10 protein-coding genes are annotated in these 15,439 nt (G+C 37.4%); 9 read left to right on the top strand and 1 reads right to left on the bottom strand.

The window, feature by feature from the left end; translation table 11 throughout:
* Window positions 1–5: 5 nt before the first annotated feature.
* Genes IPU53_RS22345 through IPU53_RS22325 form a run of 5 tightly spaced genes read left to right on the top strand, consistent with a single transcriptional unit; the run spans window position 6 to window position 6,807 of the window.
* Entirely contained in the window at window positions 6–1,049 is a 1,044-nt protein-coding gene (locus IPU53_RS22345) for a Gfo/Idh/MocA family protein (RefSeq protein WP_242698508.1), read from the top strand.
* Window positions 1,046–3,280 carry a glycoside hydrolase family 65 protein gene (locus IPU53_RS22340; protein WP_207453347.1) on the top strand — a complete coding sequence of 745 codons (2,235 nt, stop codon included), beginning with the start codon at window positions 1,046–1,048 and terminating at the stop codon, window positions 3,278–3,280. Before IPU53_RS22345 ends, IPU53_RS22340 begins: the two co-directional genes overlap by 4 nt.
* Window positions 3,281–3,304: 24 nt before the next feature.
* Entirely contained in the window at window positions 3,305–3,976 is a 672-nt protein-coding gene (pgmB, locus tag IPU53_RS22335) for a beta-phosphoglucomutase (RefSeq protein WP_207453346.1), read from the top strand.
* 10 nt (window positions 3,977–3,986) lie between these two features.
* Window positions 3,987–5,114: a glycerate kinase gene (locus IPU53_RS22330; RefSeq protein ID WP_207453345.1), complete on the top strand. Its 1,128-nt coding sequence runs from the start codon at window positions 3,987–3,989 to the stop codon at window positions 5,112–5,114.
* 16 nt (window positions 5,115–5,130) lie between these two features.
* A complete protein-coding gene (locus IPU53_RS22325; protein ID WP_207453344.1) occupies window positions 5,131–6,807 on the top strand; it encodes a sugar phosphorylase in 1,677 nt (558 codons plus the stop codon).
* Window positions 6,808–6,927: 120 nt separating this feature from the next.
* On the opposite strand, the gene IPU53_RS22320 is transcribed toward IPU53_RS22325, so the two are convergent.
* A complete protein-coding gene (locus IPU53_RS22320; protein WP_207453343.1) occupies window positions 6,928–7,689 on the bottom strand; it encodes an AraC family transcriptional regulator in 762 nt (253 codons plus the stop codon).
* Window positions 7,690–7,806: 117 nt separating this feature from the next.
* Between IPU53_RS22320 and IPU53_RS22315 the strand changes: the two genes are divergently transcribed.
* The 4 genes from IPU53_RS22315 to IPU53_RS22300 all read left to right on the top strand — a co-directional run bounded on the left by IPU53_RS22315 (window position 7,807) and on the right by IPU53_RS22300 (window position 15,353).
* On the top strand, window positions 7,807–10,071 hold the full coding sequence (locus IPU53_RS22315; protein WP_207453342.1) for an FAD-dependent oxidoreductase: 2,265 nt from the start codon (window positions 7,807–7,809) through the stop codon (window positions 10,069–10,071).
* A 15-nt stretch (window positions 10,072–10,086) separates the two neighbouring features.
* Window positions 10,087–11,808, top strand: a complete 1,722-nt coding sequence (locus IPU53_RS22310; RefSeq protein WP_207453341.1) for a right-handed parallel beta-helix repeat-containing protein — start codon at window positions 10,087–10,089, stop codon at window positions 11,806–11,808.
* Between the two features lie 346 nt (window positions 11,809–12,154).
* Entirely contained in the window at window positions 12,155–13,942 is a 1,788-nt protein-coding gene (locus IPU53_RS22305) for a cache domain-containing sensor histidine kinase (RefSeq protein WP_207453339.1), read from the top strand.
* Complete coding sequence (locus IPU53_RS22300) at window positions 13,920–15,353, top strand: response regulator (protein ID WP_207453337.1); 1,434 nt, start codon at window positions 13,920–13,922, stop codon at window positions 15,351–15,353. Before IPU53_RS22305 ends, IPU53_RS22300 begins: the two co-directional genes overlap by 23 nt.
* Window positions 15,354–15,439: the final 86 nt, after the last annotated feature.

The following is a 15,439-nucleotide window of genomic DNA, read 5'->3' as shown; positions in this document are numbered from 1 at the left end:
AGCATTTGGAAAATTTGAAAGTAGCTATCATTGGTGGGGGACAAGTGGCAGAAACAACACATATCCCGGCTTATCGAGATAAAGAAGGGGTTCAGATTGTTTCTGTCGTTAGTCGAAGATATGAGAGTGCTCAAGCTTTTGCAAAAAAGAATAATATCCCAACCTATTATACAAACGTGAAGGACATGCTGCAGGCGGAAAAACCAGATATCGTCAGTGTATGTACTCCGAATAAATATCATTACCAGCATGTAAGAGAGGCCTTAGAGCATCAATGTCATGTGATTTGTGAAAAGCCACCAACCATTCGTGCGGATGATGCAAAAAAATTAAGTCAATTAGCCAAGGAAAAAAACCTTGTTTTGGCCTATAACTTTCAGCATCGATTTGCACCAGAAACGAACTTATTGCATCAAAAAATGCAGGAAGAAATTCTTGGGGATGTTTATTATACGAAGATTTCTGCTGTGCGTAGATCCGGAGTTCCAGGTTGGGGGCATTTTACAAACAAAGAATTACAAGGTGGGGGACCATTAATTGATATCGGCATTCATATGGTGGATTGTGCCCTATTTTTATTAAAGTTTCCAACCATTCATAGGGTAACGGCTAAAATGTTTTCTAAAATCGCCCCTTTTAAATCTGAAGGGTCATTCGGAAAATGGGACCCAAATAAATATGAAGTTGAGGATTCTTTGTTTGCTTTTATCGAACTGGAAAATGGTGGTTTAATCGAATTAGAAACATCCTTTGCCTTGCATATAAAACCAAAGTCGTATTTGAACGTTTCCTTCTCCGGTGATAAAGCAGGGGCTAGTTTGTATCCACTAGAGATATATACGGATAGAGCAGGTGAACTCGTTACATTATATGAGTACGAAAATACAACAAATGAAGATGCGAAGAAGAAGAGCATTCATTCATTTATCGATCACTGTACAGGCAAGGGGAATGGCTCCATTGTAACTGGGGATGAAGGATACAAAGTCCAAACTTTAATCGAAGCATTATATCGATCAGCGGAAACAGGAGAGAGTGTTTATTTATGAAGTGGCAACAAGTTCTACTAGATGATCATTTTGATTTACAAAAATTAAATAAATATGGAACACTCATGACCTTAGGGAATGGTTATATGGGAATTCGGGGTGTTCATGAAGAGGAATACCCTGAACAAACAAGAGGCATGTATGTTGCGGGTATATACAATAAAGAGACAAATAATGCTCCAGCAGAAATCGTCAATCTCCCAGATTTAGTTGGTGTAAAAATAGAGATTGATCACGAAGTGTTTTCGTTGATGTCCGGTAAGATTCTTGCTTATTCGAAAAAGCTTTATCTAGATAGAGGAGAAATGATTCGGGAAGTTGTTTGGGAGAGAAATGATGGTCTCCAACTAAAAATGACTTTTAAAAGAATGGTCTCCAAAGCTGATTTGCATGTTTTGGCTTCCGCTATCACGATCGTTAGTTTAAATAAAGATATATCGATAAAAATTACCACAGGGATTGACGGACAACAAACAAATCACGGTAGACAACATGTAATGGAAGAGAATGTACGGGTATTTAACGATCAGTACATGCAAAGTGTTTACCACACCTCTCATTCCAAGCAAAAAATTGCTTTGTTTGCTGCTTGTAAATATTCCATGATCGATAAAGAATATTTCACTTCAAAAAACAGGCAATTATTAGCGCATGGAGAAGTGACAGTAAAAAAAGAACAGCCCTTTACCTTTGAAAAGTATGGGGCAATTTTTACGAGTCTCGATCAGGATATTCCAGAAAAATTGACCATTGAAGCAGTGGGATTGGAAAAAATCAAACAACTGTATCAGGACGGATATAACCAGGCACTGCAAAAGTCTGAACAGGCTTGGAATGATTTTTGGAAAGACCACAGAATAGAGATTTCTTCTCCAAACGAAATGGATCAGTTATCGATTGATTTTGCCATATATCATATTGAAATTATGACACCCAAGCATAATGCTGATTTTAGTATTGGAGCAAAGGGATTAACAGGTGAAGGATACAAAGGCCATGTGTTTTGGGATACAGAGATTTTTATTTTACCCTTTCATCTCTATACAAATCCGTCTATTGCTAGGCAGCTTCTGCACTATCGCTATAGTCGCTTACCAATGGCGTATAAAAAGGCGGAAATGAATGGATTTAAGGGAGCGCAATTCCCATGGGAAAGTGCGCTATCAGGGGAAGAAGAAACGCCTACTTATGCGGCAATTAATATTAAAACGGGTAAAAGACAAAAAGTAGCATCAGCGTTGGCTGAACATCATATTGTGGCAGATATTGCTTTTGCGGTTATTCGATATTATGAAACAACGAGAGACGATCAGTTTATGATAGAAGAAGGATTAACATTGTTAAAAGAGACGAGTGCTTTTTGGATTAGCCGTACGGTGAAGCAAAATGACAAGCTTTCTATAAAAAATGTTATCGGTCCTGATGAATATACGGAGTTTATTGATAATAATGCTTATACAAATTATCTTGCTCATTTTAATGTGCAACAAGCATTGAGATATATGGAGCAGTTCGCGAAAGTAGATGAAGCCTTTAAACAAGAAGCTGAGCATTTTATGAAACATTTATATTTACCACAAGTGAATGAAGATGGGTTACTTCCACAAGATGATACGTTTCTGCAAAAACCTTATATTGATCTAGCAAAATATAAGCAAAGCCAAGGAAGTCAATCGATCTTATTGGATTATTCCAGGCCGGAAGTAAATGAGATGCAAATATTAAAACAGGCAGATGTTGTTATGCTCCTTTATTTATTTCCGCAATTGTTTTCAAAAGAGATTGTTTACCAAAACTTTCAATATTATGAGAACAGAACGATTCATGATTCATCCTTAAGCAAAGCGATCCATGCCATTGTTGCAATGAGATGCGGAGAGAAAGACTTAGCGTATCAATGGTTTCAAGAAGCGTGTCTAATTGATTTGGGAGCCAATCCCCATTCATCAGATGAAGGAGTCCATGCCGCATCTTTAGGAGCGATTTGGCTTGCGGTATTTCATTTTCTAAACATATCTTTTTCAGAAGATAGCATTACAGTTCAACCGACACTTCCCAAAGACTGGTCGAGATTAAAATTTCCGATTCAATATAGAGGAAGAAAGCTTGAATTTATCGTTGAAAACGAAAAGCTAATCGTTAAAAATGTTGGCGGTGCCCCTCTTACAATCAAGGTGAAGGATGAAGTGTTTGAACTAACGAAGGAGCCAATATCTGTTCAACTTGTGTAGCAGTCAAGAAAGGAATCTATTAAAATGCAGAGTAAAATAATTGAGGCCGTTGTATTTGATTTAGATGGAGTTATTACAGATACAGCTAAGTATCACTATTTAGCTTGGAAAAGCATCGCAGATGAACGTGATATTCCTTTTAATGAGGAGTTTAATGAAAATCTAAAAGGTGTAAGTCGACTAGAATCACTCGAACTTATTTTAAATAGAGGAAATATAGAGTTGACTTATGCGGAAAAAATGGAGCTAGCAGAGAAAAAGAATGAACTATATAAACAATTTATTCAGCAATTAACGCCGGAAGAAATTCTGCCAGGAATTCTATCATTCATAAATAGAATAAAGAGTGAAAATATCCCGATTGGATTAGCGTCTGTTTCTAAAAATGCTCAAACCGTTTTACAAGCGCTGGAGATCGAACATTTATTTGATTATTGTGCAGATGCAAGTAAAATAAAAAATTCAAAACCAGACCCGGAGATATTTTTAAATGTATGTGATGTACTTCAAGCCAATCCTTCTAACGCAATCGGAATAGAAGATGCGCTAGTTGGTATTGCAGCGATTCAATCTAGTAATATGTTTGCTGTTGGCATTGGCGGCCATTTAACAGATGCTGATTTGCTTGTGGAAGAGACCTCACAGTTAGACTGGAATAAAGTGAAAGAAGCCTTCTCGCATTGGAAAGAAAGTTGAGTGTTTTGTGATGAAGATATTACTATCGCCTGATTCATTTAAAGAAAGTCTGTCTGCTTCTCGTGTAGCTCAGATTATGAGTAAAGCGATTATAAGCGTCGATCCTGACATTAAGGTTGACTTGTTGCCAGTAGCGGATGGTGGAGAAGGAACGTTGGAAGTGTTAAATTACGCATTGGCTGGTGAAGTTTTCTATAAACAGGTGACTGGCCCTCTGGGCGAAAAAGTGCTTGCACGCTATGCTATATTTTCAGATCAGAAAACAGCCATCGTTGAGATGGCTGAAGCAAGCGGGATTCATTTAGTATCAGCAGAAAAAAGAAATCCAATGAGAACGACTAGTTATGGCACTGGTGAATTAATATTGGCTGCATTAGAACATGAAATTACCAATTTAATCATTACGATTGGCGGAAGTGCTACGAATGATGGCGGCGTGGGAATGCTGCAAGCAATAGGAGCTGAAATAGTCGACCAATCTGGTAGACAAGTCGATCATGGCGGCGGGAGCCTAGGTGAGATTTCTAGTGTGCATTTAGCTTCCATTGATCCCAGGTTGAAAGGCATCAATATTTCTGTCGCATGTGATGTAACAAATCCTTTATGTGGAGAAAATGGAGCAAGCTATATTTATGGACCGCAAAAAGGGGCCACTAATGCAATGATCAAACAATTGGACCAAAATCTTAATCATTTTAATCATCTATTAGAAAAAACAGTACAAATGCCGATTGGTGATGTGCAAGGTTCGGGGGCAGCAGGTGGGCTTGGCGCTGCCTTATTAGCCATTGGTGGAAAATTGCAAAGTGGGATTGATTTAGTTCTCGAAACATTGGATTTTTCCAAGGCACTTGATCAAGTGGATTTTGTTTTTACCGGTGAAGGAAAGATAGATCACCAAACTCCGAATGGAAAAGTCATAGCTGGAATCGTCCGTGAAGCAAACATTCATCACGTACCTGTGGTGGCATTTGCAGGTAGTGTGCAAGAAGGATATGAACCTTTATTTAAAAAAGGTTTACTCTCTGTCCACAGCATTATAAACAATCCTTGTGATTTAGAAGAAGCCTTTATAAAAGCGGAAGAAAATTTATTCCAGACAGTTGAAAATGTTGTTCGATTAATCAACTTTAATTAAGATGTGAGGGTTGCAAATGGAAAGACATACAAAAGAACAAATATTAAATAGATTAGCTTTTTTATATGATGGAGATATCTCAGATATATTCTTGAAAATTGAGAGGATTGTGGAAAAATATAAACGGCAGCAAGAGTTAAACGAACAATGGATATCAGAAAAAGACGTAATGTTAATCACTTATGGTGATAGCATTTTGAAACAGGAAGAAGCGCCATTAAAAACATTAAAGGATTTTTTGTTAAGTCATGTCGATTGTGTAAATGCTGTTCATATTTTGCCGTTCTATCCATATACGTCTGATGATGGATTCTCAGTTGTTGATTATCGTAAAATAGACCCGGAATTGGGGAGTTGGAAAGATATCAATCAACTTTCTAATGAATATGATTTAATGTTTGATGCGGTGATCAATCATATTTCTAAGAGTAGTGACTGGTTTCAAGGATTTTTGCAAGGGCAGGATCAATACAAAAAATACTTTATTGAAGCTGACCCTTCATTAGATTATAGTCAAGTGACACGTCCAAGAGCCCTCCCGCTTCTTACCGCATTTGATACAAAGGAAGGTCCGAAATATGTTTGGACAACCTTTAGTGAAGACCAGATTGACTTAAATTATAAAAATCCTGACTTGTTGCTTGAAATACTGGATATTCTAGGCATGTATGCCGCAAATGGAGCAAAGTATATTCGTTTAGATGCGATCGGTTTTATGTGGAAAGAATTGGGGACAAGCTGCATTCATTTAGAAGAAACACATGTTTTAATTAAATTAATGCGAAAGGTATTAGAGGCGATAAACCCTAATACCATTATTATTACAGAAACAAATGTCCCGCATAAAGAGAATATAAGTTATTTTGGGAATGGGCAGGATGAGGCACAAATGGTTTATCAATTTCCTTTGCCCCCATTAACATTATTTTCTTTTTTAACAAAAAATGCTGAGAAATTATCTGATTGGCTAAACACACTAGAATCCACCTCTTCGACTACAACCTATTTTAATTTTCTAGCTTCACACGATGGCATTGGTATGCGGCCAACTGAAGGAATTTTAACAGAAGATGAAAAACAGTTGTTAGTTGATAAAGCCCTTGAACACGGAGGATTAGTCTCTTACAAAGATAATGGTGACGGGACAAAAAGTCCTTATGAGTTAAATATAAATTATTTAAATGCTTTAGCTCATCCAGATGAAAATAATGAAGTGAAAGTGCGACGGACGATGGCCGCTCATTCGATATTGCTATCTGTAGTTGGGGTCCCTGCCGTTTATATTCACAGCCTACTTGGATCCGAAAATGATCTAGCAGGTGTGGAAAAATCGGGTATAAATAGAAGAATAAACCGAGAGAAACTAAATAAGGACGAATTAGAGACTGCATTAAAGGAAAACACACTGAGAGCACAAATATTTGAAACATTATCTAAACGAATCAAACTAAGAAGAAGCTTAAAAGCCTTCCATCCAAACGCAAAACAAAAAGTTATTCATCTGGATAAACGCATCTTCTCAATCATCAGACACAACGAAGAAACTGGAGACAAAATACTAGCCATGGTAAACGTATCAGACGATCACATCCCCATGCAAATAGAATACAAAGGAACCAACCTCATCGATAACCAACCATTCGATGGAAACTTTGAGATGGCGCCTAACCAAACATTATGGATACAACTTTAGCCGGGGTCAGTCCCCCGCCGAGTTAATGCGTTAAAGGATTGCTTCATTTCATGAGTTTCGCCAAATTAAAGGGCATTGAGAATAAGATCATTCTCAATGCCCTTTTGGCTGCATTCATTGCTACAACTTATTTGTTTTGCGGTAGAGGGAAGGAGGCATATTCCACTTTTGTTTAAATTTACGGGTTAAATAAAAGCCGCTTGAATACCCACATTGATCGGCAATATGATCAATCGTATCATTGGTTGCTAATAATAATTGTTTCGCCTTTTGTAGCCTTAACATCGTAATGTACTCAGAAGGGGTCATCCCAAACACATGATGAAACCTTCTAGTAAACTGAACAGGACTTAATCCGAATTTAGCCGCCACCTTGTTAATCTGTAATGTACCCTTAAGTGCATGATCATGCATATATTTTTTCGCTTCTTGTATGAACGGATCCTGATACTTTGCATTCTGATTGACGCTCGAAATAATTGAAGACTTGATTTGATGAGTAAAAAGAATATCCAACAATAAATGTCCAGTCCATTGATGATTTTCATAGAAAGTCAAAGTACTTAAATAGGTGATGGTAGAACGAAAACGATCAATATCTTCAATAGTGATTTTCCCAGGAACTAACATTGATTCGAATTCGGGGTTACTGCTGAAGCGAATAAAATGAAAAGTTAATGGATTTATAACCTTGCGCTTAAACCTAGTATGCGGAGGACAGAAAACGATATCCCCAAACCGAGCCTGCCCCTTCTCTTCTCCAATCTCATAATGAAATAGACCATCCACAATGACAAAAACTACCCATTCCTGATAGAGATCTTCTAGTAATTCAAACCGTTGTTTTTTCTTCCAATGGACATGCTGCCAAATGGAGAACATACACTCACCTCCACCTATTTATTGAAAATATGTATATATATATGATATATACGTGCATGTAAAAAGTAAAATTATAAAAGTATAATGAAATAAAGGATATATAAAGGAGTGGGTAGAATGAGAGAGGAACTTGTAGTATCTGATGTTACGGTCGTGGGAGGTGGATTGGCCGGTGTTTGTGCATCAATTGCCGCAGCACGTCTGGGCCAAACGGTGTCACTCGTGCAAAATCGACCTGTTCTGGGGGGGAACTCCAGCAGTGAAGTGCGTGTTTGGGTTGTAGGGGCAACCAAGCACGGGATTAATCGTTATGCAAGAGAAACAGGAATTATGGGAGAACTATTTGTGGAAAACCAATATCGTAATCCAGATGGAAATCCTTATTTATGGGATGCGTTAATTCTTGAAAAAGTAAAAGCAGAAAAAAATATCAACCCATTTTTAAATACAGATGTTCATGAATTAGACGCAACAGGTGATGAGGATAAGCGTGTCATTGAATCTGTAACGGGTTGGATGGCGGGTTCTGAGCGACGTATTACATTTAGAAGTCCTGTGTATCTGGATTGTACAGGAGATGGATTAATTGGTTTTTTAGCTGGTGCCAAATATCGCATAGGAAGAGAAGCAGCATATGAATTTGATGAATCATTAGCCCCGAAAGAAGCAGATGATATATTACTAGGTAGTACGATTTTATTTTATACAAGGGATGAGGGACATCCAATTCGTTATATCCCTCCTGCTTTTGCTAAAGACATCACAAAAACGCCAATTCCAACAAATCGAATCATCAGAAGTGGAGATAATGGATGCCATTATTGGTGGATCGAATTTGGTGGTGAAATGGATACCGTTCATGATAATGAAGAAATTCGTGATGAACTTTGGTCTGTCATTTATGGCATATGGGATTATATAAAAAATTCAGGTGAATTTGAAGCCGATAACTTAACACTAGAGTGGGTCGGAGCCATTCCTGGCAAACGAGAATATCGGCGCTTTGTCGGCGATTATATGTTAAACCAAAATGATATAACAAATCAGTATTTATTTAAGGATCGCATTGCCTTTGGAGGCTGGTCCATTGATCTACATCCACCTAAGGGAATGTATGCTGAGCAGAGTGGGGCGAGTAATTTACAAGCTGATGGCAATTATCACATCCCATTCCGGTCCCTTTATTCGAAAAATGTAACGAATTTACTTTTTGCTGGACGTAATATCAGTGCAACACATATTGCCTTTGGAACAACGAGAGTGATGGCTACTTGTGCCGTTATTGGCGAAGCGGCAGGAACAGGTGCTGCCTTTTGTATTCAGAAAGGAAAAACGCCGAGAGAAGTTTCTCAAAATTATATGGAAGAAATGCAGCAAGTCTTGCTTCGACAGGATGCTGCTGTACTTGGGGTAAAGAACCAAGATGATCAGGATCTCGTACGAACAGCCACGATTGACGCATCAAGCTTTCTTGAAAAAATTACAATTGACAAGGCAGATGAGGAATTTTCTTCATTGCATGATGTTGGCATCAGCCTGCCTGCAAATGCTGGGATACAGGACCTAGAGATATTGCTCACCGCTTTAGAAGATACTGAAATAACAGTAGAGGTTTGGGATACGGGTAAACCACAAAATTATATACCAACTAAACTTCTTGAACGTCGTACGATTCCAGTAACGAAAGGGAGCCAACAATGGATCAATACTGGCTTATCAAACCATTTTCTTGATACAGCCTTCGTGATCATTAGACAAAACAAGCTGATCAACCTATTCTTATCGCATCAGCCAGTAACAGGTTTGCTATCTTATGTAAAAAAGCCGGTCAAAAGCTCAAATCTATCTTCACATAAAAAGGTTACTCCAATACTAGAATGGACAATGAAGCCAGTTATTAGAAATCCATTTTGCCTGCGAATTGGAACGAGCCAAACAGCATACCAACCAGAAAAAACGAAAAATGGCTTGGTTCGGCCATATGGTGGGCCAAATATGTGGGTCTCTGCTCCTTCAGAAAAAGAAGGTCAAGAAGAATGGATTCGCTTAACATGGAATCAAGAGAAAGAAATAAAAGAAATTCACCTCACCTTTAACGATGATGTGAATGAAGATCTCATTAATTTACATCATCATCGCACATCATTTGAAGTTATTCCAGAGCTAGTAAAAGATTATCGACTTGAAGCGAAAGTAGCTGGTCAGTGGCAGCTCGTTCATCAAGAAAAAAACAACCGAAAAAGGAGGCGGATTCATATTTTGCCATCTGCCATAAGAACCGATCAATTACGTCTTGTGGCTGAATCAACAAATGGCTGTCAAAGGGTGGAAGTAATCGAAATAAGAGCATATGAGAAGCCAGTTTCACAAGTCAGTGTTTAGGAGGAGGAAAACACTATGAATAAACGTGAAGTTGAACAATCAGATAAGAAAATGGCAACATTGAGCAATTCCGACAATAAAAACATATATCCATTCGATGATGCCGGAAAACTATCCTATCGTTATTCAGAAGATCAGACCCAGCGAACGATTGCTGATAAATTAAATGAGTCAATCAGCGTCAAAGATTTTGGTGCGATTGGAGATGGAAATGCGGATGACTCTCCTGCATTCCAAGCAGCAATAGATGTAATAAAAGAAAAGGGTGGAGGAACTCTGATTATTCCACAGGGGGAATATTGGATTAGCCAAGCTGTATTTCTTTGCGACAATATCACCATTATTGGTACAGGGTGGCCCACACTGCGTAAGAAAGAGGGGGATCATGGTTATACAGTATTTGCCGTTTTATCCAGGGGAAAACGTGGTTATGGTTCAGGTGCCAAAAATATTAACGTGACAGGTATTACGGTTAGAGGCTCCTTTTCAGAAGAAATACGTGCAGGCGGATTTGCACTTCATCATGCTAGTAATGTGCTTGTATATGATTGTCGCTTCATTGAGGGGCATATTAAAGGACATATATTTGATCTGTGTGCTTGTGAAAATGTGACGATCAAAGATAATGTGTTTATGGGCATGAAGGAAACGAATAATAGTAATATGGCTGAATGTATTCAACTCGATCAATCAAAAAATGGCTCACTATCGTATGGTGATGACCCAGGTTCATATGACGGTTTAATGTCACGGTGTATCACGATTCAAGGCAATAAATTTCTCCCATTGACGGTGGATGGTGTCACATATCCTGCTTCAAATATTATTGGGAGTCACACTACGCGTGAGGGCATCTATTATGAAGATATTCGTATTTTGGATAATTATATCGAGGATCCCATTGAGGCGAGAGTGTGGAATTTTCGTGGAAATATTCACCTGCAAGGTGTGAAAGGGGCAATGATTCGTGGAAATCATTGGGTGGCAACAAAACCGCTGAATGTTAGAGCAGTAGCTATATATGGTGTGACTGTCGGCAATGATAAACAGGCTGATCCAGAAGTGAAAGCTCCGATTTCTGAAATACCGCCACAAGGGTGCCAGGATATTATAATAGAAGGCAATATATTCGAAGGCTTCAATGGGAGCGCAAAAAACGAATCACTTATTTCTATTCTCGGCCTACAAGATACTCCTGATGTAACAAAAAATGTTCGCATTACTGGAAATATATTTCGCGATATCGATGGATCTGATGCTATCCAGATAAAACATGCATCCGATATAAGCGTGACTGGTAATAGCGTGATGGAGAAGAATTTTAGATTTGTTGGGGTATCGGGGACGCAACGATTGAATATCGAAGGGAACCGTGCTGACAAATCTAAGCAGCAGCCTGTGTGGATAACAGATACCTCACATATCACCTATACAAATAACGAATTACGCAGCTTTACTAAACCACCGCGTTTTCGGGAATGTAGCAATGTAAATATAACGGGGAATCATTTCCTCGATTCTGAGGTAGCATCTGGCATCGCATTTGTGCTTGAATCCTGTTCCGAATTTAATGCTTACGGAAATTTTGCCAACACCACTCATCCTAAGTCTGATGCCGCGATTGTTTTCAAAAATATACCTAATCGAGGGCTGGTGCATCACAATATTTTCACAGGCTACTTACATGCGGCCATTGGTGAAAGCACTGATGTTTTGGTATCAGAGAACGTAGTGTAGTATTTGAGAGATGAGTGTTAAGAAGCAGGATGAATAACAAGGGGAAATCCAATCTTTGCTTGGGTAAAAAATCCATAAAACTCTTACTGATGGAAGCCTCGCTTGATGGGGCAGTCGATTCTCATTTTACTGGAACTTAATAAACATAATAGATACAGAAAACATCCTTTCTTGGTTTGGGCATCACCTATACATACCAAAGAAAAGGATGTTTTTTGCATGTGGAGTTCCTAATGGAACAATTCTTAGGACATAATGGAATGAATCTTTGAATTATATTCTATATTATGAAAACGGATACGAAGGTGGGGTAGAATCCGTTAAACTAAAGATTGGAGGGATGGAGATGAGAATTCGAAGCAGATGGGCTTCAACAACATTAAAAAACAAGTTGATTTTAACTTTTTCAGTATTGATTGTTTTGCCATTTTCAACTGTAAGTCTGTACCATTTTCACCAGTTTGAATACATTATGCAGGAAAAGATTAGTGAGCAAGTAAATGATCAGCTGGGAAGTATAAACCGAACTCTGGAAGATTTAATGGGGGTTGCTTTTAAAACAGGTATTTTAATTGAACAAGACTCGTTAGTTGTTTCCTATTTTAAAAGACCTGAGGATTATCACTTGCTTGAAAGGCACAACGGAATGGATGCAAAATTTATGAGTATTAATAATAGCTTTTTTTTATCTAGTCCATCTGTTTATTATACTTTACTTGATTTTAATGGAAATGTTTATACCTCCTTCCGATCTCGCGAAACCCTTTTTTATGAAGATTTGATCAAACAGCAATGGTATAAAACATTACTTAAAGAACCAACCGATTATTACTGGGTATTGAACGATGAGAACTATGTAAACTCTGATTTATCGCGGAGTGCGGCCTTGCTTTCCCTTTATATGGTTTTAAAGGAAGATCAACATAATTCTTTTGGAGTGGCAAGGATAAGTCTAGACTTTTCCGAATGGTTTGAATCTGTGACAAGAAATTTACCTGCCCACCAAGATTATTTTATTATGGAAGAGAACGGCAAGATGATTGTTCAGTCCAATCTGGAGGGAAATTTATCACTTGGCACAAAAGATTCGATTATCTCAGATCATAAGGAAGAAGGCTATTTTTTAAATGAGGAAAAAACAAATCTGATTAATTATGAATATATTGATACTTTAGGTTGGTATATGGTTAATAGGGTATCTTTAGACGTTATGTATGAACAAGTAAATGAGATGAAAAACCATTATATGTATACGTTTATTATACTTATTCTATTATTTATGATAGCCACCTTGATTATTTCAACAAAGTATACACGACCTTTAAAGGATTTACAGAAAAAAATGGCGAAGGTGGCCGAAGATAAATTAAAAACACATTTGCCTGAAAAAAACTATCAAGGTGAAATGCTGGCACTTGCTCAGAACTTTAATGGAATGATCGAAGATTTAAACCAACTTGTAAAGCAGTTAAAAATGGAAGAGAGACAAAAGGAAGCGGTTAAATACCAAATGCTTCAGGCTCAATTAAATCCACATTTTCTTCACAATACATTAAATACTGTAAAATGGCTTGCGATTCGCGAAGGAAATGAAAAAATTACGGATATTTGTATTTCCCTAGGTAAATTATTAGAAGCTAGTTTGAATCATGAGCAGGAGTTAATTTCTTTGGATGAGGAATTAGCGTTAATCCAGTCCTATGAATTTATTCAAAAGTTTCGTTATCAGTCTACTTTTGAAATACTTTATGAGTATGATCCGTCTTATAATCGAGTTTTAGTCCCTAAGTTTAGTTTACAGCCACTGGTTGAAAACGCCATTTATCATGGTATTACTGCAAAAGAAAGAGTACTGAAAATTAGCATCCATATTTATAAACAGAATGATTATTTGTTTATGGAAGTGATGGATAATGGGGTTGGTCTTCATGTTGCGAAAATCAATTCAAAGAGAAAACGTCCTGGCATTGGCTTGAAAAATATTCGGGAACGGTTGGCCTTACTCTTTAATGATCGGGCAGACTTAGAAATACTTACCTTATCTGGAGGAACAAAGGTTAAACTTTATTTTCCTTTTATGCTTATGAATAAAGACAAAGGGGGAAGTGCTGATGTGGACCGTATTACTCGTTGAGGATGAGGTTTTTGTAAGAGAATCTATTCGTGAATTAATTGAATGGGAACGTTTTGGTTTTACTGTGGTTGGTGAGGCGGGAGATGGGCAAGAGGCTTTAAAAATCATCAGAGAATTGGAACCTGATCTTGTTATATCAGATATCCGCATGCCGATTTTAGACGGGATTGAATTATTAAAAAACGCGAAAGAGAGTGGGTTTGACGGAGTTTTTCTAATGCTTTCATGTTTAAATGAATTTGAATATGTCAGGCAAGCTATGGAATACGGTGCCTCTAACTACATTCTTAAGTTATCGATGAGTGTCCAATCTTTACGAGAAGCACTTGAAAAACTAAAGATCGAGTTATTAACACGAAAGGGAAAAGGCATAAAAGAGATTGAGCAATATTATCAGAATTTATGGAATGTTATCCATGAGAGTACAATTGTACAAGGAACATATTCACTGCCCTCTTTGTTAGTAAAAGATTATCAATTGATTATCTTTTCCGTCCTGAATGGTTCAACCCCTTTTAGAAAAGTGGATTTTTACCAATCGAATCATGCTCCAAACAAGAAGGAAGCCATTGTTCATTTGTTTCAGACACAAGGACAAACAAGTGTCTTTTATTGGTCAAAGCGGGAAAATGTTAGTGACCAATCTTTTATATCCACTATTTCTCATCCACTTGTTTCTGAAAAAGTTGATAAGGATGAGAAAATAGAAGATACTTGGAAAAGGGCACTTAGAAAATTGGATGCCATTTGGTATGAGGTTGAAGACCTACCAGTTTACGAACGAGATACAAATCAGAGGCTTATGAAAATAAAGAGAGACATCATTCATTTATTTGAACAAATGAACAGGGCAGATTACTCTGAGATGATTCAAAAAATGTGGCAGTTGATTGAAAGGGAAAGGTACCCAATGAGTATTGTAAAAGACTATATATTTGAGCTTAACCGGGATCTTTCTCAAATGGCAAAAAGAGATATAGAAGAGGAAGCTTCAATTATTCATTGCCCCCTTTATCAAGAGTTAAAAGAAATGATGACTAGCAGATTTATCTTATTGTTTAAATTAAGATTAGATACAGTTGGGATTTCTTCTGATCATCATGAGATTAATAAAGTAATGGATTATATTCAGCAACATTATGCGGAGCCACTTGAGGTGAAAAAATTAGCTAAGCATGTTGCGCTGGATAGTAACTATCTAAGCAGTTTATTTAAAAAGAAAACAGGTAACTCTATCATTCATTATATTCATGATGTTCGGATCAAACATGCAAAATACGCATTAACCCACAGCCATTTACCAGTAAGTAAAATAGCGGAACAAGTAGGTTTTTTAAATGATAATTACTTTATTAAAATTTTTAAGAGGTTTACAGGTCAAACGCCTAAGCATTTCCGGGATAAAAATTAAAACGCTTACAATCGTTCTATTGATATCGAAGTTTTGTTCCTTACGATAATGTTGGTTGGCTGATAAGTTATAAGGGAGAACAATTT

It is taken from the genome of Bacillus sp. SD088 (genome assembly GCF_017355205.1).
Classification (GTDB): domain Bacteria; phylum Bacillota; class Bacilli; order Bacillales; family Bacillaceae_C; genus Lederbergia.
The sequence above is the reverse complement of the archived record's forward strand: the minus strand, read 5'-3'. Positions and strand labels throughout refer to the sequence as shown.